The following is a 22,464-nucleotide window of genomic DNA, read 5'->3' as shown; positions in this document are numbered from 1 at the left end:
TTCAAATCTTTTTATAAATTATAATTCATCTCAAGTCATGAAAAAAGCATTAAGTTTAGTGTTCTTATTCACACTAATCAACTCCTTTGCGCAAATAAGTTTTCAAGGAATTGTAAAAGATAGTTTGAATACCCCTTTAGAATTAGCAAATGTAATTGCTATAAACAAAACTACAAATTTATTAGAATCTTACGGAATTACTAATACTGATGGTACCTATAAATTAGAACTCAAAAAGAATCAAACATATAAAGTCCAAGTAAGTTATGTAGGAATGAAAACTTTAGAAGAAGTTTTAATAACTAAAGAAAGTAAAATTATAAAAAATTTCACCTTACAGTTAGATAATGCATTAGATGAAGTAGAGGTAACATATGAAATGCCAGTAACCATAAAGGGAGATACATTAATTTATAATGCAGATTCTTTTAAAAGTGGAACAGAAAGAAAATTAGAAGATGTTCTAGAAAAGTTACCTGGGGTAGAAATAAATGAAGAAGGACAAATAGAGGTAGAAGGAAAAGTAGTAAATAAATTAATGGTAAATGGGAAAGATTTTTTTGATGGTGATACCAAACTAGCTACTAAGAATATACCTTCAAAAGCGATAGATAAAATTCAAGTGTTACGTAATTATGCAGAGGTTGGTCAGTTGAGTAGCGTAAGGAATAATCAAGACAATGTAGCTTTAAATATCAAGTTAAAAAAAGGAAAAGAAAATTTTTGGTTTGGGAATGTGACAGTAGGAGCGGGAACTGCTCCTGTAGAAGAACTCTATTTAGTTCAGCCTAAATTGTTTTATTATACACCTAAATACAGTATCAATTTTATAGGAGATATAAATAATATCGGAGAGGTAGCACTAAATAGAAGAGATATTAGGGGCTTTGGAGGAGGTTTTAGAGCTCCAAGTAGAAGTAGCGGAACAACTATAAATTTAGGAGATAATAGTCTTAACTTTTTAACCACTCAAGCGAATGCTCTAAAGATTGAAAATAAATTAGCAACGGCTAACTTTAGTTATTCACCCAAAAAATCATTAGATTTAAGTGGATTCCTCATTTATAATAGCAGTCAAATACTTTCTAAAGAAATAAGTTTTGTTCAATATACTAACAAAGATTTGGGAATTCCAGATGAAGCAACCGAACAAAATAGTACTGAACGTTCAAATCAAGGTTTATTAAAGCTAAGTGCTTCTTATAAACCTAATGTTAATAATCAATTAGATTATGATGTCATAGGAAGAGTATCTAATGATAGGCAAAATCAAAATATATTTTCTACTGTGGTTGGTAGTACAAATCAAATAGATGAAGTTACTCCATATAGCATTAATCAAAATATAAACTATTACTATACATTAAATGAAACTAATATTTTTGCATTCGAAGCGCAACATTTAATCAAAAATGAAGATCCATTTTACAATGCTGTTTTAGAAAATGACCCTAATGCTAGTGATCCATTTGATACAACTGCTAACGCCTTAGGTTTAGATACTTCGGTGAGTAGTTATAATTTTGCTCAGGATAGGCGAATAAAATCTAACCAATTAGATGCTAAGTTAGATTATTATAATATTATTAATGCTAAAAGTAACTTGAATTTAACACTAGGAACTATCTTAAGTAAACAAGAGTTTAATTCAACCGTTTTTCAGTTTTTAAATGATGGGACTAAGTTTAATCCTACACCAACAATTAATCAAGGAAAGTTAGGTAATGATATTGAATATAATTTTAGTGATGTGTATTTAGGGGTACACTACCGCTTTAAAAAAGGGAAGTTTACAGTTACTCCTGGTTTTTCTCTTCATGCTTATGGAAATAAAAATATGCAGTTTGGAAAAGTATATGAAGATAATTTTTTTAGAATTTTACCTGATTTTGAAACTAGAATACAATTTAAGAAAAGCGAGGCTTTAACTTTACGCTATGAAATGAGAAACCAGTTTACTGATGTAACTCGTTTGGCTGAAGGATTGATGTTGAATAGCTATAACAGTATTCAATTTGGAGCTCCTGAACTTCAAAATGCTTTATCCCATAATATTAGTCTTTTTTACAGTAGTTTTAACTTATTTAACTACACAAATGTATTTGCTAGGGCTGCTTATTCAAGTAACATTGATCAAGTAAGAAGTATAACAGATTTTGAAAATGTAATTAGAACCAGTACATTTTTTAATTCTAATTTTGCAGATGAAAATGTTAATGTATTCGGAAGGGTACAAAGAACATTTGGTAAAATAAGAGCAAGTTTAAGTACTAGTTTTAATTACAGTAAAATAAATCAGTTTATTGAGGGGGTTCAATCATTAAATGAAAGATACACTCAAAGTTATACTCCTAGCATTCGTACAAATTATTTGAAAGCACCTAATATAAGTTTAAGATATCGTTATAGCGTTTCAACAAATAATCAAGGAAATCGTAAAACAACTTTTTTAACGAATGCACCCTCAATTGAATTTGACGCTTATATATGGAAAGCAGTTTCTTTTAGAACCGAATATTCATATACCAATCAAGACCTAGGAAATGGAGAATCACAGTCTTTTCAAAATTGGGATGCAACACTTTCATATAGAAAAAATAGAGACGCAAAATGGGAGTATGAAATTAAAGCTACTAATTTATTAAATATTGACTCACAGGTAAGAAGCAGTGCAAATTATTTTTCTGTATTTAGTTCAGAAGCATTTATTCAACCTCGTTTTATTACTTTTAGGTTTGTATATACTTTATAACTATTAATGGTAACATTTTTTTAGAAAGAATCAATGTAAAGACCCAAAAATGTTACATCTAATAAAATCGATATTTTTTATGATTTTTAAAATGAGTAACAATTAGGTGTTTAACTTTTCCACTGAGTTTATCATTTTTTATTACAAAATAAATGAGATTGTTTGTAGCAGACAGTGGTTCAGATCGAATAATAGAAATTTCTAATATTAATTTTAAATTAGAAAGGTTTGGAATTGAATTTATCTCAAGAGATAACTCGTTTGAATAAAGAAGATTAGTGGTTGAGTTTTGGAAAAATAAATTGATCATTTGAAGCAATAATTACCAAGTATTAAGAAAATTAAAAAACTGATTTTATAGTATTTATAACTAAAAATCAGATAAAAACTATTTCTTTATAAGAGAGTTAGATGTGTTACAATGTACAACTAATTCGAAAATAAATAGAATTAAATTGTATTTATTAATTAGTTATTTAAAGTGTTTTTTAGATTGTATTGTAGCTATGTAAATTAAAATTTATGTAGAACAAAGTAGTTTCTTTAAAACTCTAGTAATATAAAGCCTATTAAATAATCAAAATATACATCAACAAAATTAGTATTTTCGCCATTCAAAATGAATAATGTATGATTACTGTAGATCAATTGACGGTTGAATTTAGTGGAAAACCCCTGTTTAGTGATGTGTCTTTTGTTATTAACGAAAATGACAAAATTGCCTTAATGGGTAAAAATGGTGCAGGAAAATCTACCATGATGAAAATTATAGCAGGAGTATCTAAGGCTACAAAAGGAGCAGTAAGAAGCCCTAAAGATACAGTAATTGCATATTTACCGCAGCATTTGTTAATGGAAGATAAATGTACTGTACGTGAAGAAGCATCCAAGGCATTTGAAGCAATTTTTGCAATGAAAAATGAAATGGAATTGCTTAACAAGCAATTAGAAACCCGTACAGATTATGAGTCGGAGGAGTACATGAAAATTATTGAACGTGTTTCTGATTTAGGAGAAAGTTATTATGCTTTAGAAGAAATAAATTACGAAGCTGAGGTTGAAAAAGCGCTAAAAGGATTAGGGTTTAAAAAAGATGATTTTGAAAGGTTAACCTCTGAATTTAGTGGAGGATGGCGAATGCGTATTGAGTTGGCCAAAATTTTATTACAAAAACCTGATTTAATTTTATTAGATGAGCCTACCAATCATGTAGATATTGAATCAGTAATTTGGTTAGAAAATTTTTTGTTAAATAAAGCAAAAGCGGTTGTAGTAATATCACACGATAAAGCGTTTATTGATAACATTACTAATAGAACCATTGAGGTTACCATGGGAACTATTCATGACTACAAAGCAAATTATTCTCACTATTTAGAGTTACGAAAAGAACGAAGGTCACATCAGTTAAAAGCTTATCAAGAGCAACAAAAAACGATTGCTGACATAAAAGGTTTTATAGAGCGCTTTAAAGGAACCTATTCGAAAACTAATCAAGTAGCATCACGTGAACGAATGCTAGAAAAAATTATTCCTATTGAGATAGATGAGGTAGATACGACTTCTTTAAAACTTCGATTTCCCCCATCACCACGTTCTGGAGATTATCCAGTAAAAGTTGAAGACTTAACAAAAAAATATGGTGATTTAACAGTTTTTAAAGAAGCAAGTTTTTCAATTGCTCGTGGAGAGAAAGTATCGTTTGTTGGTAGAAACGGAGAAGGGAAGTCAACCATGATAAAAGCAATTATGGGAGAAATTGATTTTGAAGGTGAGTGTGGATTGGGACATAACGCTAAAGTCGGCTACTTTGCACAAAATCAAGCTTCATTACTAGACTCAGAGTTAACTGTTTTCCAAACTGTAGACGAAGTTGCTGAAGGAGATGTTCGAACACAAATTAAAAACATTCTTGGTCGTTTTATGTTTAGTGGAGAGGATATTGATAAGAAAGTAAAAGTACTTTCTGGTGGAGAAAAAACACGTTTGGCAATGGTTAAATTACTGTTAGAACCAGTAAATGTTTTAATTTTAGATGAACCAACAAATCATTTAGATTTACGCTCAAAAGATGTAATTAAGGAAGCACTGTTACATTTTGATGGAACACTAATATTGGTATCTCATGACCGTGATTTTTTACAAGGTTTATCCCAGAAAGTATTTGAATTTAAAGACCAACGTGTTATTGAACATTTTGAAACAATTGATGCTTTTTTAGAACGTAATAATATCAAAGCATTAAAAGAGATTGATTTATAAAAGTAAATCTCTTTTAATGCTTGTACACAGATTATTTGTTGAGTAAAATGTTATTTGAATAACTAATAGTTTTTGAAAGTGTGTTTAGTCTTAACACATGTAAATTCATATTTTTCTTTTATTTAATTTTTATTTTTGTATAATAACATGGTTGTTTTAACTGTATCTATCAGTAATTCAGCGATTTGTTTGTTTTTGTTTTTTTGGAAATTATAATTTTAAAAAATGTTAATCGAAATCATAGTAAGGATTTAAAATTAAAATTATGAGAAAATTAGATTTAAAGTCTATTCAAAATTCTAAAAAATATGATGTATTAAAACAAACAATCTCAAAAACTTCAAAAGAAAAAACTGAACATTTATACACTACTAAACTTGAAAACCTCGATGTCTCAAAAGTTCAACAAGTAGGAGGTAAAAATGCATCGTTGGGCACTTTGATTCAGCATTTAAGCCCCTTGGGAATTAAAATACCTGACGGTTTTGCAGTTACAGTATTAGCTTATAAAGAGTTTATAAGGTATAATAAATTAGAAAATAAAATAAACAAATTATTATATCAAATACCTCCAAATAATATAGCTGTACTCCACAAAAATGGAGCAATTATTCGTGATTTGATTTTAGAAGGAAGTTGGCCAATTCCTGTAAAAGAAAAGATAACAAAATCATACGAGGCTTTATCAAAAATGTATGAAAGCAGATCTATAGATGTAGCTGTTAGATCTTCGGCCACTTGTGAAGATTTACCAGAAGCTTCTTTTGCTGGGCAACAAGAATCTTTTTTAAATATATTCGGAATCGAAGCTGTTTTAATAGCTATTAAAGAATGTTTTGCATCGCTATTTAATAATAGAGCTATTTCTTACAGGCAATCGTTGGATATTGATACCTCTAGTATTGGAATTTCAGTTTGTGTTCAAAAGATGGTAAGGTCAGACTTAGGAGCTTCGGGAGTTGCTTTCTCAATTGATACTGAAAGTGGGTTTAAAGATGTTGTTCTTATTAACGGAGCATTTGGTTTAGGAGAAAGTATTGTGCAAGGAAGTGTTTCTACTGATGAATTTTTGGTCTACAAGCCATTATTGAAGAAAGGATACCCTGCGATAGTTGAAAAGAAAATAGCTAAAAAAGAATCAAAATTAATTTATAGTGAAGGTTATAAGAAAACAATAAAAGAAACAAAGGTATCAAGTGCAGAACAAACTCAATTTTGCTTATCGGATATTCAGGTTTTAGAATTATCTAAATGGATTTGTTTAATTGAAGACTATTATACTGATTTCTATGGTAAATGGTGCCCTATGGATATAGAATGGGCATTAGATGGAGTTTCTAATTCATTATATATAGTCCAAGCCAGGCCAGAAACAGTTCATTCAAATAAAAAAAAGAAAATTTTTATTTCTTATAAATTAATAAAAACTGAAGACAACAAAATTATAGTACAGGGTATTGCTGTAGGAGATGGAATTGGGCAAGGAAAAGTAAGAAAATTAACCAGCATGGAGGAGTATTACAAAATTGTAGAGCTTGATCCTTTTGAGGAAGGAGATATTTTAGTAACTGATATGACTGATCCTAATTGGGAGCCACTCATGAAAATATCAGGAGGAATTATAACCAATAGAGGTGGGAGAACCTGTCATGCTGCTATTGTGGCAAGAGAAATGGGAGTTCCTGCTATTGTTGGTACTGTTCATGCAACAGAAATGTTAGATGAACAAACAACTGTCAGTGTTTCATGTGCAGAAGGTACTGTAGGTAATGTTTACGAAGGAATTATTAGCTATGAAATTGAAGAAACGGATATTGGTAAATTACCAAAGATTACAACAAATTTAATGCTTAATGTTGGGAGTCCAGATTTAGCGTTTAAGTTTTGTCAAATTCCAAATTCAGGAGTAGGGCTAGCAAGAGAAGAGTTTATTATAAATAATTATATACAAGCTCATCCTTTGGCTCTGTTGAAGCATAAAGAATTAAATGATAAGGCTCTTTCTAACAAAATAGCCACATTAATAGAAGGATATAAAAATGAAGAAGAGTTTTTTATTGAAAAACTATCTTATGGAATAGGTAAAATTGCCGCTGCATTTTATCCTAAAGATGTAATTGTAAGGCTTTCAGATTTTAAAACAAACGAATATTGTAATTTGTTAGGAGGTAGTAATTTTGAACCATCAGAAGAAAATCCGATGTTAGGATGGAGGGGTGCTAGTAGATATTATTCAGAATCCTATGAAAAAGCTTTTGGTTTAGAATGTAAAGCAATAAAAAAAGTTCGAGAAAAAATGGGCTTGTCAAATGTAATTGTTATGATTCCTTTTTGCAGAACAGTTGAAGAGCTGCACAAAGTATATAAGACAATGAGAAGTTATGGGTTAAAAAGGGGAGAGAATGGGTTACAAATATATTTAATGGCTGAATTACCTTCAAACATAATTATGGCAGAAGATTTTTCTGTTCACATTGATGGTTTTTCAATTGGATCTAATGATTTAACCCAGTTAATTTTAGGTGTTGATAGAGATTCTGAGTTAGTAGCACATGTTTATGATGAAAGATCACCAGCAGTTAAAAGAGCCATTTCTAGTTTAATTAAGATAGCTAAAGAAACCAATACCAAAGTAGGAATATGTGGTCAGGCACCTTCTGATTATCCAGATTTTACTCAGTTCTTAGTTAAAGAAGGAATTGACTCGATATCCGTAACACCAGATTCCGTCTTAAAAACATTAAGGTCTATAGCTAGTATAGAAAAGAAGTAATAATATCAAATCATTATGATAACTTCCAAAAAACCATTCTATTCTTTATCTAAGTATTTACATCAGTATCTTGAAAAGTATAGTCGGTGGCACCTTAAATTATTGACTTATGATGAGTTATTGTTTTGTTCAGTATTAGAGAAAGAAAATGAGCAGGCAATAAATAACTTGTCTTGGGTACGAGTAAAATTTAAAGAAGCTCAAAATGAATATGTAGATCTTCAATTAAAAAAAATTTACACAGCTTTAATGTCTGACGGAACTTGTCATGGTATACAGTTTTTACATATAGATTGTGTAGATTATTACCGTTATGGTAATTCTAATCCTTTTAGAGTTAAGATAAGAAATATATTGAATGACAATTATCTATATTTTTATGTTAAAAAAATGGATTCATCAAGAGTTTATGGATTAGAATTGGAGCATCTTCTTTCACCTGATAATGTTAATTATTTAGCATTTTCAAATACTTTAATTGAAGAACATATAATAGGTATTCCTGGAACTGTTTTTATTAAAAATAGACTTGCTAGTTGTTCTACTTCGGAAAAAGCACAATTAGCTAAAGAATTTGTGAAGTTTAATAAACGGTCTTTAATTCGACTTTTAGGAGATATGAGATCTGATAACTATGTAATTATTCCAATGTATGATTTTGATAAAAAAATATATAAAATAAGAGCGATTGACTTTGATCAGCAGTCTTATGAAGGAGATTACAAAAATTATTTACCTCAATTTTTCAAAGAAAACTTATTAATGGTAAGTTTGGTGAGAAAGAGTTTAACAAAAGAAACAATACATCAATATAAACAGGAAGAGAGATCAATCATTGCAAAAAGAATTTTGAGTGCTAAAGATAGAATAGAAAACCTATTACAATGTATGCGAGCTGATTCTATATCTAACTCAAACAATATTAAAAAACTAAGTCTTTATTTTTATAAACTAACTTTAGATGTTGAGTTTAAAAAAGTACCTACTATGGGTGCGTTGTTAGAACGTGTTCTAAATCGAATACTAGTAATAAGTTAATGTAGATACATCTTTTGGTAACTGTAATTAGTTAAAGTATTTTGAGTACTTCTACTTGTTACTATTATTTTTTGACAAGCTTTGCATACTAGTATGGTAAAATTATTGTTTTCTTTTAATGTTTCAAATTTAAGTAGTTAGAAAAGTCAGTGGTATATCTTTTAATATCAAAATACATAGAAATACTGTCAGTATTTAGAATTATTATTATTCACTGTGTTGTTTTCAAATATATAAGTTTACAGTAAGCTATAGTTAGTTTTTTTAACCATAATATTTCCTAAGATATTTTGCTTGATTTTCAAGTTCAGGAAACAAGGTAGATTCATTAATCCCTAATACGTTCAATTCATTGATTATGTTTTCTTTACTGTCGTTGTGAATATTGAAATCTACACCAGTTGAGTCAAGATTTAGGATCCATTCATTAGGTATTTTTGCAGGCACAGTTTTGTGTCCATCAATACCAAAGATTAAAAAAGCACCACTTTGTTTAATTATTCTATTGTTACTTTGTTTTACTTTCACAGCCACAACACGTTCAATATCTTCAGGATTGATTATTGACTGAAAGTAAGATTTCTCTTCTTTAATTTCGTGAATCAAGTAGCCTATTTCGTTATTAAATTCTTTTGTACTTAAATTTTTGATTTTGTCTACAGAGAAAGAGCTAGGTCTTTTAGCAATATTAGCAATAATACTAACCGTATCACTATCATAATATTTAATATCTTTTTTTGGAACTTTAAACGCAATTACCTTTCCATCTCTTTTTCCTTTGCTACTGCTTGCAAAGTACAAAGCAACGAGTGGGTTTGTTGTGATATCTAATAATCGTGTAGGCAAACCATAATGTTGCATTTTTACAAGTTTTTCTAAAGCGCTTTTTTCATTTAAAAAGTCAGAAGGTGTTCTTAAAATAAATTCTTTAAATAACTTATTTTCATTAGAAATCAATCTCTTATTTCTATAAATACTTGGCTCTAAACCATAATTTAAATCAGAATGTCCTCTGAAAAAGAGTTCATAATTTTTCATTTTTGGAATATTTTGTAGCTCTTTCACAAAATCTGCGATATTTCCTATAGCCATTTAGTTTAAGTATTTATTAAGATGTTAAAGCATCTAATTTAGTAAATACAAACCAAATATTAAACCTAAGATTGAGTTTCTTAGTAGTAATTAATTTGTAGTTAGTATTATTTATTTGATTTTATTGATTCGAATTAAGTTAGTTTTTCTAAGTAGATTATTTGTAATAATGGGCTTGTTTGTATTTGTGATTACTAATATTAAAAAGCTTTCTAGATGCAGGAGTTTTAATTGCTACAGGAACTGATGCTGGAAATATTTAATACATAAGGAACGTGTTCAGCTTAGGAATTAAATTATAGAAGCAGTTGCTATTCATCACACAGAAAATAATAAGATTAAAAAAGTTTACTTTATTCAATAGTTTTATAAAATAGCTTGTTTTCAAAATTTAACTTTAGTTTGGAAAACAACTTTCAATGATGAGATGAGCTAATCAAGTTTTGTAGTTAAAGTAAAAATATTAACTCTAAGTATATTACAAAACGCTAAAAGACAGGAATTAATAAATAAAGATGAAATTTGATAAGAAATACTAGGCCATAAATCGAAATTAAAACATTAAATATGTGTTAAAATTTGGTAAGTTTTAATTTGATTAAATAGATGTATAACAGTTTGTTGGTCATTGTTTTTGATGTTGGAAATAATTAGGAATTGTAAAATAATATTATTTCATTTGTGCCCACAAAAATTGAATAAAAAAGTGTGACTTAAACCGCTAATATTTGTCACATTTAATGTTAATATTTTTTAAATTAAATTTAATAAAATGAGAATACTAAAGTTTATTATCCCCTTAATTGCTTTGATGAATTTTGTAAATATTCAACAAGTAAGTGCTCAAGAAACCTCAAAAGAAATTAGAAAAAAAATTGGTAGCTTAGAAGAAGAAATTCGTGTTAATGAAGAAATGTTAGTAAGTGGAATTGATGGTTTAGAAAGAATTAAGAAGAGGTTTTCTACTACAGAAAAAAATAAAAAATCTACTCGAAAAGAAATAGAAAGAAAACGTAAAATCTTTGCTAATGTTCAAAGCCGATTAAATATTTTAGATAAAAAAATCAAAAAACAAAAAAGAACTTTAGCTAAGTATAAAGAAGATTTAGAAGAGAAGTCAACTAAAAAGGGAATTACAAAAGTAGCCAATGTTAAAGGAGTGAAAAGTACATTGCTTAATAATGAGCAGGAATTGGCTGAACGTCAAGAAAGATTAAAGATAGCTAGAGAAAAGCTAGAAAGAGAAAGAAAAGAAAGAGAAGAGAAGTATCGAAAAGAGCAAGAAGAACTTTTAAAAGAAGCTGAAAAGTTAAACAAACTTGATAATGAAATAAAAGTTGAACAGGAAAAAATAAGTAAACAAAAGGAAGCTATTAGAAATCAAAAAATAGAAGCAAACCGAGATAAGATTAACGAATTAGAAGATGATATCATCGTTAATGAGGAAATTTTAATTAGTGGTTTAGAAGGATTAAAAAGAGCAGAAGCTAAATTAGCTAAAGTTAAAGCTGATGATAATGCTACTCAAAAAGAAATAAATAGAAAAGCATCTATTGTTTCTAAAATAAATCAAAGATTAGATAAAATCAAAGCTGAGATTCAAGAGAAAAAAGCTGCAATTGAAAAATTGAAGAACCCTTAAGAGCTTAATAAGCCTTTCATAACAAAAACACCATCAATATTGATGGTGTTTTTGTTTTTTATAGAGTATTATTAAAAAGATTTTTTGTGAGTATTAGAATACTAAATCTTTAATTTTTTGTTTAATTGTTTTTTTAATGTCTTTAGGGTAACTCCTGTTACCATGAAAAACATCTGCGATAGCCTCACTAAACTGCTGGCCGAATTTCTTTAATAGAATATTTCTAACTGTCTTTTGTTCGTAAAACCACTTAGAAAGCCATAACCCAGTATTTATTTCGGGTAATAAGTTCTTTTTTAGTTTTTCTAAATATAACTCACCAGCTAACACATTATCATTATTACTTTCAAAGATAGCCTCGGCTGCTAATTTACCACTATAAATAGCATTAGAAATACCCTCAGCCGTTACTGGATCAGCAAAACCAGCAGCATCACCAATTAAAAACACATTGTTTTTTACAAAACCATCAGTACGAGGAGAAACAGGTATTTGAAACCCGTGTTGAGATTCATTAATAACATTAGTGATACCAAGTGTTTCCATGTATTCCTCATAAAACTTTTTTAAATTAATTTTTGTTCTTCTAGAAGAAGCAACTCCTATGGATAAATGATTCTTTTTAGGAAAACTCCAAGCATAGCCATAAGGAATAGCATCAATATCAAAACGAACTTCTTTGGATAAACGCTCAAAATCTTCATCAGAAACTTCAACCTCATATTCTAAAGCAGGAATTAACTTTCTAGTATCTTCTTTCCAACCAGCCATTTTAGCAGTTGGACTTAAAGCACCATCGGCTGCAATTACAAAATTTGCAGTAATATTTCCTTGCGATGTTTCTAAGGTAATAAGATTATTTTCAAAAGACAATCCCTTTAATTTGTGATTTTCTAGTAAAGTGGCTCCAAATTCTTTAGCTTTTTTAGTAATCAGATTATCAAAAGAATCACGCATAATCATTGAGATGGTAGGATCTTTTCTATGAGTTTTAAAATGTAATTTTTTACCTAAATAAATATCAACAGTATGAAACTCTTTTTCAACGACTTCGTTTATCTCAAAAGGTAAGTTTTTACGTCCTCTGAAAACAAATCCCCCTCCACAAGTTTTATATCTAGGTAAAGTTTCTTTTTCTATAATAACAGTTGAAATTCCTTTTTTTGCTAAATGAAAAGCAGTAGAAGCGCCTGATGGGCCACTTCCAATTACAGCGACATTGAAATGTTTCATAAGTTTTTGTTTGTTACAAACAAAAATACATTTTTTTAAAAAACAGTAACTACAATTACCAATTTAAACGACTCATAATTGGGTAGTGATCAGAAAGTCTATTGTCGTTATATGTTTTAAACTGATTTATAATAGCATTTTTATCAGTGAAAATAAAATCAATACGCATTGGGTAGGCGTAACGAAAAGTTTTACCAGTACCTAAGCCACTTTCAATAAAGGCGTCTTTCTTGTTATCTGCTAATTTTCTGTATACCCAAGAGTATGCAGTATTATTAAAATCACCACACATAATTTTTTTACCCTTCCAGCCATATTCGTGTTTCATAATACTTTCGGTTTGGCTGACTTGTTTTTTAAACCCATTAGATAAGCGCTTAAATAATCGTTCAGAATTTTTTTCGCCAAAATTTTCTTTATTAGGGTTAATTTTTAATGACTCTAGATGAACATTATATATTCTAATAGTATCTTTATGCTTTACAATGTCAATAAAAATAGTGTTATTAGCGCTATTTTTAAAGTTCAAAGAGCCAGAGTTGATAATAGGATATTTAGAATATATAGCAAGCCCAAATTTATTGGTTGCAGATTTTGTTTTTATATACTTGTAAGGAAGTTTAATGTCTAATAAGTCTGATTGATAAAATTCTTGTAATGAAAGAATATCTGGAGATTCATTATTTATAAAAGCATAAATTTTTTGTTCAGTAGTAAGGTCATCATTCCATTTATAGTAATTAAACATTCTTACATTATAGCTCATTACTTTTAAATCATTTGTAAGAACCAATTCTTTATTAGAAAATTTTAAAAGAGGAGGAGCTACAAACCAACCAAGAAGTAATACAAAAGCAGATAAAAGCGTGTTTTTATGAAGTTTAATTAACCAATAAATAAGAAACCCCAAATTTGTAAGAACAAGGAAAGGTACAGATAAACTGAAAATAGTTAACGCAGGCACGGTTTTGGGTGAAACGTAAGGTAGTAAATAAGATAGTAGTAAAGCTGTAGCCAATATCGAATTAATAAAAAGTAAAAGTGGATTAATAATTGAAAGCTTTTTCACACAAATAAATTTAAAAAATTACGGATTTAGGTTTTTTTGAGCTCTTAACTAAGAGTAGTTTAGTTTTTTCCTTGTTTAAACAAAAACTCTTTTTCTTCTTTAGAAAGTGTTTCGTATCCTGATTTACTTATTTTTTCTAAAATAGTATCAACTTCTTGCTGTGTTTTAGATTTGCGTTTTGTAGAAGAGTACGTTGGTTTTTTACCAGATTTATAAACAGTTTTTAAAGGTTTTTCTTTTCTTTTAAATAAACTGGTGATGTGTTTAAATATACTAATTTGTTTATTACTAGCATAATTTACATACATAAAACCAAATAAAGAGCCACCTAAATGAGCAAAATGACCCCCTGCATTATTTCCTGATAATTGTATGAAATCTAATAATATCCATACAAGTGCAAGTTGCCATAATTGTACATATCCAATAAACCTAATTTTTAATTGGTAATTAGGCATATAAGTGGCTATTCCAATAAATATAGCCGAAATACCGGCAGATGCTCCAACAAGTGGTACTAATTGGTTTTTAAAAAGAGGAATATAATTATATCCTAGTAAGAACAAAATACCTCCAGATACTGTTCCTAGTAAATAGAAGTTAATGAGTTGTTTTGAAGTGAAATATTGTTTAAATAAATTTCCTATGTAATATAAGGCAATTAAATTAAATAATATATGGATGAAATTAGCATGAAGAAAACCATAAGTAAAAATGGTCCAAGGTTGTGAAATAAATATATCAAAACTTGAGTTAAGTGAAAACCATTTTACAATAATATTCTCACTAGTTTTAAACCATTTGCTAAATACATCAAACATTAACGTAACAAAATAGATGATTAGGTTTACGTATATCAACTTTTCAACAATACCAGCATATTTAAATTTATATTTTATATTTTCAAATAGATTCATATCTAGGGGACGAGAATTTAAGTGTTAGGTTAAAAAACTTTAAACTGATTTTTTTTCCAGTACCAAGCGATTATAAAACCAATGATGGCACCACCTATATGTGCAAAATGAGCAATGTTTCCAACAGAGTATTTTGTTAATCCAAAAAATAAATCACTTAAAATAATTAAAGGAATAAAGTATTTAGAAGCTATTGGTACAGGAAAAAAGATCATTGCTAGTTTGGCATCAGGAAAAGAGATAGCAAAAGCCACTAAAACTCCATAAATAGCTCCAGAAGCTCCGACCGCAGGAGTGTGGTATAGATTAACTATCTTACTGAATTGTTCTTGGGTAAGAACTCCATTAAGCCTTAGGTCAGACGTTTTGCCTGCATCGAGAATAGAAAGAATTTCTGAAGAATTTAACCCTGCATTTGAGAAAATTTCATAAATACCATTAAACTGATAATAATTTACAAAAGTATATATTAATCCAGCTCCAATACCTGCTGAAAAGTAGAAGAATAAAAATTTATTTTTACCCCACATTTGTTCTAATGGAGTTCCAAAAGCCCATAAAGCATACATGTTAAAGATTAAATGCATTGAACCTCCATGCATAAACATACTTGTTATGTATTGCCAAACACCAAAATGTTCATTTTCTGGTAAGTGCAACGCAAAAAGGTTTGTCAAATCCATTTTTAAAAGTAATGGAGCAACAAACATGATTACATTTATGATAATTAAATGCTTAATAGCATCTGTTAATTTAGGCATCTTAAAAATGTTTTAAAGTGTTCTTAGTTTGGCTATTTAAGAACGCATATAAAATTAACTATTCTTTTTAACTTGTAAAATTATTTATTTGTTAAAAATAGCATCAATTTCATGTAGGGTTAATGTTTTAAAAATTGGTTTACCAAAAGGAGAAACTGAAGGTTCTTTACAAGAAAATAAATCGTTTACTAAGTTTTCTTGTTCTTTTGTTGATAATAAAGTTCCTGTTTTTATAGCCAATGATTTAGCAAATGACTTAGCCATCACATCAAAATGACTAAAACTTGTATCTGGAACTTCTAACTTAATATCATCAAGTAATTGTTCTAATATAAGTGTAATTTGACTTTCTGTAATAGAGGTTGGTATACCTCCAATTACAACGCTTTCTTTTGTAAATTCATCAAACATAAATCCAGCACTTTCTAAATCTGATTTTATGGTATATATCATTTCAATATCAGAAGAAGAAAAAGAAATGCTAACTGGAAATAACAGTTGTTGACTACTAGCTTCTTTAACGGTAATGTTTTCTAAAAATTCTTCATACAGTATTCGTTGGTGTGCTAATGATTGATGTATTAAAACAACTCCAGATTTTATTGAACTTAACAAATATTTTTTTTGAATTTGAAATGTTTTACCAGTTTCAGTTTCTTGATAAGATTCAAAAAGTTGCTCTTGTTGCACAGGTTCTAAAGGCTCAATATTACTTGTATACAAGGCTTCCCAATTACCAGGGTCTTTTTTAAAATTCGCCTGATAGCTTTGGGTAGAATTTGTTGAAGTATTAGTTGATGATCCAGTACTAACTTTAGAATCTGATTTGTACTGAGTTTCTGTTTTAAATGGGTTGAAATTAGGATCTACGGTTATTGGAGGAACTGAAGGTGTTCCTTTTTTACTATAGTCATAAGGAGTATCTAAATTAGCATCTCTTTCAAAATCTAATACAGGTGCCACGTTATATTGTCCTAAGCTATGTTTTATAGTAGCACGTAAAATAGCATATAAAGCTTTTTCATTGTCAAACTTTATTTCTGTTTTGGTAGGATGTATGTTAATGTCAATACTGTTTGGAGGTACATCTAAATACAAAAAATAAGATGGATGAGATCCACTTTCCAACAAACCTTCAAAAGCATTTACTACGGCATGATTTAAGTATGAACTTTTGATAAATCGATCATTGACAAAGAAAAATTGCTCTCCACGTTTTTTCTTAGAAAATTCCGGTTTAGCCACAAATCCAGTAATGGTAATAATATCTGTTTGTTCTTGTATAGGAACGAGTTTTTCATTCATTTTTGGGCTAAAAATAGCCACGATACGTTTACGTAGATTGCTTTTTTTAAGATGATATACTTCATTATTATTGTGATGCAGTAAAAATGTGATATCAGGATGTGCTAATGCTACACGTTGAAATTCGTCTACAATGTGTCGAGTTTCAATAGTATCAGATTTTAAAAAATTGCGACGGGCTGGAATGTTATAAAATAAATTCTTAACAGCTAAACTTGTACCTTTTGCTGTTGAAATAGTATCTTGAGCAGTAATTTTACTTCCTTCAATTTTTATTTGTGTTCCTAACTCTTCACTTTCTTGTTTTGTTTTTAACTCAACATGAGCAATTGCAGCAATAGAAGCCAAGGCTTCTCCGCGAAAACCTTTGGTATTTAAATTAAATAAATCTTGAGCATCTTTTATTTTAGAAGTAGCATGGCGTTCAAACGATAAACGCGCATCAGTTGTACTCATGCCTTTTCCGTCATCAATTACTTGAATAAGCGTTTTGCCAGCGTCTTTTAAAAGTAATTTTATAGAGGTTGCGCCAGCATCAATAGCATTTTCTAATAGCTCTTTAACAACAGATGCAGGTCGTTGTACCACTTCGCCAGCAGCAATTTGATTTGCTACATGATCGGGTAATAGTTGAATAATATCAGACATTAATTATCTTTTGGTAGAAATATGGATAAGTCAAAATCAATTATAAATAAAAAGAACAATACAAGAATAGCTACAATAATAACTATAGTACTATTAAATCCTCCATTCTTAGAATTTTTAAATTCATTAATAGCTGAGTTAAACTTTCCTTTTAAGCTTTTTCTTTTTCCTACGGTAGTTCGAAATTCATCAAATTTATGCTTAACTTCATACGGATTTCCATCTCCTTTGTAATAACGAGGAGTGTAATCGAATTTTTTATTTTCTCTTTTAATAAATCCCATAAAATTGTTGTTTTAGGTAGATTTCCACAAAAATCAAACCATAAAAAGTTAAAAATCAAAGTTACTGAATTAAAGAGAGGTGTTCAAACAATGTTAATAAAATAGTATGTGCTAATTCTCGATAGTTACGGTTCATAAAAAAAGTCAAAAGAAAACAAACGTTTAACTTTTGACTTATAATTATAATATGCTTTAAAAGTTAAAAACCCAACGAATTAGATTTCCTATCTTGATTTTTAATAGCTGCCATTTTGATTGCTGCAACAGCACATTCAATACCTTTATTGCCTAATTTTCCTCCAGATCTATCAATAGATTGCTGTTTAGTGTTATCCGTTAAAACACAAAAGATAACAGGAACATCGTATTTAATGTTTAAATCCACTATTCCTTGAGTAACACCATCACAAACAAAATCAAAATGTTTGGTTTCTCCTTGTATTACGTTTCCAATAGCAATGATTGCATCTAGTTTTTGAGATTCAATCATTTTTTTACAACCATATACTAATTCAAAACTTCCTGGAACTTCCCAAGAGATAATATTTTCTTTTTTTGCACCACAATCAAGAAGAGTTTCAACAGCTCCTTGGTGCATGCTTCCTGTTATTTCAGAATTCCATTCAGAAACAACAATCCCAAATCGAAAAGAATTCGCATTTGGGATTGAAGCTTTATCGTAATCTGATAAATTTGTTGTTGCCATATTTTATTTTTTGCAATTACTAATTAAACAAAGTGATATTTAATAGGTAATAACAAAGTATTAAAATTACTGTGCGTATTTAGCACTGTTAATATATTTTTCAATATCTCTACCTTGATCTGTATTTGAATACTTTTCCTTAACAAGAGAAAAGTGTTTTTCAGCTACAGCGTATTTTTTGAGGCTCATAGCGGTTTGTCCTGCCTTGAATAAAAATAAAGGTGCTGTAAACTCATTATCTTTTTTAGCGGCAGCTTTTTCATAGTATTCCAAAGCATCTTCAGCTTGATTGATGTCAGCAAAAGCATCACCAATTGCTCCTAAAGCAGTAGGCCCTAACAATTCATCGTCAGAAGAGAAGTTACTCAAATATTCAATAGCCTCTTCGTATTTTTTCATTTTTAAATATGAAATACCAGCATAATAATTAGCTACATTTCCAGCTTTGGTACCACTAAATGTTTCAGCAATGTCAGGAAAACCATATTTTCCGTCACCACCAGTCAATGCTAAATTGTATAAAGAGTCAGCAACTTTTCCACTAGAAGTAGCAGCTTTATCAAAAAATGTTCTAGGATATGCTAACTCATTTGAAGCCTCTTTTTCAGTAGGTTCGGCAATAAATTTATTGTAACCTAAATATATTAAAATTAAAGCAGCTACTGCTACTAAACTATAGAACAAAGGTTTGCTGTTGTTTTCAATCCATTGCTCAGATTTGTTAGCGGCTTCATCTAAATTATTAAAGACTTCAGCAGTAGTACTTTGTGTTTCGTCAAAAGTTTCTTCTACTTCCTTTACAATCTTTTCTTTTTTAGGTTTATAACCTCTTTTCTTGTATGTAGCCATAATTGCTTAAAAATTAGTGCCGACAAAAATAGTTTTTTTAATTGGATTTTAAAAATCGATTTTTCGTAAATTTTCAATAATTTGCGCTATCTTTTTAGAAACACCTTTTTTAAATGTATTTGCAGAAAATTTCGTTGGTCAATTTTAAAAATATTGAAGTACAAACATTCTCTTTTCAAAAGAAGATAAATTGTTTTGTAGGTAACAATGGTATTGGTAAAACAAATGTGTTAGATGCTATATATTATTTGTCTTTTGCCAAAAGTTATTTCAATTCGGTAGCTGGTCAGAATATTAGGCATGGTGAAGATTTTTTTATGATTGAAGGAGATTATTTATTGAATGAAAGAGTTGAGAAAATTATTTGTTCATTAAAAAGAGGTCAAAAAAAAGTATTAAAAAGGAATGGAAAAGCCTATGATAAATTTTCTGAACATATAGGGCAGTTACCTTTAGTAATAATTTCACCTGCTGATAGAGATTTAATTACTGAGGGAAGTGATACAAGAAGGAAATTCATTGATGGAGTTATTTCCCAACAAGATAAAAAATACTTACATAATTTAATATCGTATAATAAAGTACTTGTGCAACGTAACGCTTTATTAAAATATTTTGCAGCTAATAGAACATTTGATGCTTTAAACTTAAAAGTATACGATGAACAGTTAATACAGTATGGATCTGTGATCCATAAAAAAAGAAAGTTGTTTTTAGAAGAATTTGTACCTATCTTTAATGCAAAGCACTCAATAATTTCAGGAGCTAAAGAACAAGTAGATTTATTTTATAAAAGTCAGTTAAACGATATGTCTTTAGAGGATTTATTAGCTCAAAGTTTAGAAAAAGATAGAATGATGCAATATACAACGGTTGGAGTTCATAAAGATGATTTAAGTTTTGTTATTGGAGAGTATCCTATTAAAAAATTTGGTTCTCAAGGACAACAAAAATCATATTTAATAGCATTAAAGTTAGCACAGTTTGAGTTTATAAAACAACAAGCTAACGTAGTGCCAATTTTATTATTAGACGATATTTTTGATAAGTTGGATGAAAACAGAGTTGGTCAAATTGTTGATTTAGTTAATGATAATGAGTTTGGTCAGATTTTTATTACTGATACTCATGCTGATAGAACTGAAAATGTAATTAAAAAAAGTAATAAAGAATACCAAATATTTAACCTTTAATAAAAAATAAGAAGAGATGGCAAAAAGAGAGAATGATAGTTTTTCAGTAAAAGACTTAATGGGAAGTTTTATTAAAGAAAATAATTTAAATAAAGGTTTTCAAAAAATTCATATTGAAGAGGCTTGGGTAAAGTTAATGGGTACTGGAGTAGCTTCTTATACGGATGGAGTAAAATTACAGAATGGAACGTTAATTGTACGTTTAAAATCATCAGTTTTAAGAGAGGAGTTGAATTATGGGAAAGACAAAATAATAAGAATGATTAATGAAGAAATGGGAGAAGATTTGGTGAGAAAGTTGATGTTGGTTTAAATTACTGATTTAAAAATATTTAAATAAAAAAACTCGCTACATTTTGGTAGCGAGTTTTTTATTTATTGAATGCTTTTTATTAAAACATTTCTCTACCAGAAAAATGGAAAGAACCCTCAATAGCAGCATTTTCATCAGAGTCTGAACCGTGAACAGCGTTTTCGCCAATTGAAGTAGCAAACATTTTACGAATCGTTCCTTCTGCAGCTTCAGCTGGGTTGGTAGCACCAATTAATGTTCTAAAGTCTTCTACTGCATTTTCTTTCTCTAAAATAGCAGAAACAATAGGACCACGAGTCATGAATTCAACTAATTCACCAAAAAATGGACGCTCATTATGAACAGCATAAAATGCTTCAGCATCATTTTTTGTCATTTGTGTTTTTTTAAGAGCTACAATTTTAAATCCTGCAGCATTAATTTTTTCTAAAATTGCACCAGTATGTCCGTTTTCAACTGCATCTGGTTTAATCATTGTAAAAGTTCTATTTGTTGCCATCTTAATAATCTTCTTGTTTTTTTAATAGGCGCAAAAATACACTTTTTAATGTTATTTAAAAGTTAAGGATATTTTTGGTTGATTTCTTGAAGAATAGTGTTGTTTTTGCCTCGCATTTGAAAAGTAACTTTATTGTTTGTCAGATCAATATGTAATATTCCAAAAGATAATGAACTTATTACTTCTCCTACTCTAAACTTATTTTGTTCATTTTTGAAAGAGTTATAGGAGTGTGTTAACCCACTTGAGGTAAAATCTATAATAGGGTAAGGAATGTTCTTTAATGTTGTTTTGGAAAATTCAGAGATATGTCTATCACCTGAAAGAAAAATAATATTTTTAGCTTTTGAAGTTTTAATAAGTTTGAAAAGTTTAGTAACCTCATTTGGGAAATTCCCCCATTTTTCAAAACCATGTTCTTTAGATAAAATTTGAATACTACTTACAATTATATTAAAGCTAGAATTAGAGTTTTTTAATTCACTTTCTAACCACTTCCATTGTTGAGTGCCTAAAATAGAGCCTTTATCATGAGTATTTGACTGAAATCGTTTGCTTCCGATTCCTTTTGTTAATCCGGTTCTGAAATACCGAGAATCTAATACAATTATTTTAATACTATTGTTATTGATGTTAAACGTTTTTGAATGATAAATCCCTTCTTGTTTTCTTCTTGGAGAGTTTATAGGTATGTCTAAGAAATCTAAAAATAACTGTTGACTTTCTTTTTTCTTTTTATATTCAGTTCCTCCGTCATTTTTACCATAGTCATGATCGTCCCAAGTAGCTAATACAGGAGTTGTTTTAATTAATTTTTTATAGAGAAAATGATTTTTTTGTTGGTTATAAAGTTTCTTCATTTTATGCATATTGTGAGTGTCTGCATAAATATTGTCTCCACCCCATATCCACACATTAGGTTGTAAAGAAATAATATCTTGCCAAAAAGGATTTGGGAGGTTTTGATTATTGCAAGAACCAAAAGCAATTGTAAATTTATCTTGACCTAACGAGAATATAGTGGTAAATAGAAGAGTTAGAAATAGCAAGGGAAATTTATAGCGAACCATATTGTGAAATTTTACCTGAAAGAAACAAAAAGAAAATGACAAAAAGATAAATAAAACA

18 protein-coding genes are annotated in these 22,464 nt (G+C 29.1%); 7 read left to right on the top strand and 11 right to left on the bottom strand.

The window, feature by feature from the left end:
* Positions 1-37 precede the first annotated feature (37 nt).
* The 4 genes from ACMFBB_RS06455 (at position 38) to ACMFBB_RS06440 (ending at position 8,825) form a co-directional block, all read left to right on the top strand.
* A complete protein-coding gene (locus ACMFBB_RS06455) occupies positions 38-2,752 on the top strand; it encodes a carboxypeptidase regulatory-like domain-containing protein (protein ID WP_435263625.1) in 2,715 nt (904 codons plus the stop codon).
* 630 nt (positions 2,753-3,382) lie between these two features.
* Complete coding sequence (locus ACMFBB_RS06450) at positions 3,383-5,014, top strand: ABC-F family ATP-binding cassette domain-containing protein (RefSeq protein ID WP_435263624.1); 1,632 nt, start codon at positions 3,383-3,385, stop codon at positions 5,012-5,014.
* Positions 5,015-5,279: 265 nt separating this feature from the next.
* Positions 5,280-7,787, top strand: coding sequence for a phosphoenolpyruvate synthase (ppsA, locus tag ACMFBB_RS06445; RefSeq protein WP_435263623.1), 2,508 nt, complete (start codon positions 5,280-5,282; stop codon positions 7,785-7,787).
* 15 nt (positions 7,788-7,802) lie between these two features.
* Positions 7,803-8,825, top strand: coding sequence for a hypothetical protein (locus ACMFBB_RS06440; protein ID WP_435263622.1), 1,023 nt, complete (start codon positions 7,803-7,805; stop codon positions 8,823-8,825).
* 264 nt (positions 8,826-9,089) lie between these two features.
* Here the strand turns inward: ACMFBB_RS06440 and ACMFBB_RS06435 are convergent, their stop codons facing one another.
* Positions 9,090-9,917, bottom strand: coding sequence for an FRG domain-containing protein (locus ACMFBB_RS06435; protein ID WP_435263621.1), 828 nt, complete (start codon positions 9,915-9,917; stop codon positions 9,090-9,092).
* Positions 9,918-10,689: 772 nt separating this feature from the next.
* Between ACMFBB_RS06435 and ACMFBB_RS06430 the strand changes: the two genes are divergently transcribed.
* Positions 10,690-11,559 carry a hypothetical protein gene (locus tag ACMFBB_RS06430; protein WP_435263620.1) on the top strand — a complete coding sequence of 290 codons (870 nt, stop codon included), beginning with the start codon at positions 10,690-10,692 and terminating at the stop codon, positions 11,557-11,559.
* 93 nt (positions 11,560-11,652) lie between these two features.
* Here the strand turns inward: ACMFBB_RS06430 and ACMFBB_RS06425 are convergent, their stop codons facing one another.
* The 8 genes from ACMFBB_RS06425 to ACMFBB_RS06390 all read right to left on the bottom strand — a co-directional run bounded on the left by ACMFBB_RS06425 (position 11,653) and on the right by ACMFBB_RS06390 (position 19,331).
* On the bottom strand, positions 11,653-12,792 hold the full coding sequence (locus tag ACMFBB_RS06425; RefSeq protein WP_435263619.1) for a geranylgeranyl reductase family protein: 1,140 nt from the start codon (positions 12,790-12,792) through the stop codon (positions 11,653-11,655).
* A 55-nt stretch (positions 12,793-12,847) separates the two neighbouring features.
* A complete protein-coding gene (locus ACMFBB_RS06420; protein WP_435263618.1) occupies positions 12,848-13,861 on the bottom strand; it encodes an endonuclease/exonuclease/phosphatase family protein in 1,014 nt (337 codons plus the stop codon).
* Positions 13,862-13,920: 59 nt separating this feature from the next.
* Positions 13,921-14,778 (bottom strand): rhomboid family intramembrane serine protease, encoded by an 858-nt coding sequence (locus tag ACMFBB_RS06415; RefSeq protein ID WP_435263617.1) that lies wholly within the window; start codon positions 14,776-14,778, stop codon positions 13,921-13,923.
* A 29-nt stretch (positions 14,779-14,807) separates the two neighbouring features.
* Positions 14,808-15,539: a rhomboid family intramembrane serine protease gene (locus tag ACMFBB_RS06410; RefSeq protein ID WP_435263616.1), complete on the bottom strand. Its 732-nt coding sequence runs from the start codon at positions 15,537-15,539 to the stop codon at positions 14,808-14,810.
* Positions 15,540-15,623: 84 nt separating this feature from the next.
* Positions 15,624-17,492, bottom strand: a complete 1,869-nt coding sequence (gene mutL / locus ACMFBB_RS06405; protein ID WP_435263615.1) for a DNA mismatch repair endonuclease MutL — start codon at positions 17,490-17,492, stop codon at positions 15,624-15,626.
* Entirely contained in the window at positions 17,492-17,776 is a 285-nt protein-coding gene (locus tag ACMFBB_RS06400) for a riboflavin synthase subunit beta (RefSeq protein ID WP_435263614.1), read from the bottom strand. The genes mutL and ACMFBB_RS06400 overlap by 1 nt, the downstream gene beginning before the upstream one ends.
* A gap of 199 nt (positions 17,777-17,975) precedes the next feature.
* Positions 17,976-18,482, bottom strand: a complete 507-nt coding sequence (gene ribH, locus ACMFBB_RS06395) for a 6,7-dimethyl-8-ribityllumazine synthase (protein WP_435263613.1) — start codon at positions 18,480-18,482, stop codon at positions 17,976-17,978.
* A gap of 66 nt (positions 18,483-18,548) precedes the next feature.
* A complete protein-coding gene (locus ACMFBB_RS06390; RefSeq protein ID WP_435263612.1) occupies positions 18,549-19,331 on the bottom strand; it encodes a tetratricopeptide repeat protein in 783 nt (260 codons plus the stop codon).
* A 113-nt stretch (positions 19,332-19,444) separates the two neighbouring features.
* On the opposite strand from ACMFBB_RS06390, the gene recF reads away from it, so the two are divergent.
* Positions 19,445-20,524 carry a DNA replication/repair protein RecF gene (recF, locus tag ACMFBB_RS06385; protein WP_435263611.1) on the top strand — a complete coding sequence of 360 codons (1,080 nt, stop codon included), beginning with the start codon at positions 19,445-19,447 and terminating at the stop codon, positions 20,522-20,524.
* A 16-nt stretch (positions 20,525-20,540) separates the two neighbouring features.
* The gene (locus ACMFBB_RS06380; protein WP_435263610.1) at positions 20,541-20,837 is read left to right on the top strand and encodes a DUF721 domain-containing protein; all 297 of its coding nucleotides are present in this window, start codon (positions 20,541-20,543) and stop codon (positions 20,835-20,837) included.
* Positions 20,838-20,916: 79 nt separating this feature from the next.
* Here the strand turns inward: ACMFBB_RS06380 and ACMFBB_RS06375 are convergent, their stop codons facing one another.
* Both ACMFBB_RS06375 and ACMFBB_RS06370 read right to left on the bottom strand, forming a co-directional pair.
* Positions 20,917-21,336, bottom strand: a complete 420-nt coding sequence (locus ACMFBB_RS06375) for a nucleoside-diphosphate kinase (RefSeq protein WP_435263609.1) — start codon at positions 21,334-21,336, stop codon at positions 20,917-20,919.
* A gap of 62 nt (positions 21,337-21,398) precedes the next feature.
* The gene (locus tag ACMFBB_RS06370) at positions 21,399-22,406 is read right to left on the bottom strand and encodes an alkaline phosphatase D family protein (protein WP_435263608.1); all 1,008 of its coding nucleotides are present in this window, start codon (positions 22,404-22,406) and stop codon (positions 21,399-21,401) included.
* Positions 22,407-22,464 lie beyond the last annotated feature (58 nt).

This window comes from Tenacibaculum sp. nBUS_03, from assembly GCF_051201695.1.
In the GTDB taxonomy this organism is placed as follows: domain Bacteria; phylum Bacteroidota; class Bacteroidia; order Flavobacteriales; family Flavobacteriaceae; genus Polaribacter.
Note: the sequence above shows the minus strand (reverse complement) of the source record. Positions and strands in the feature narration are given on the sequence as shown.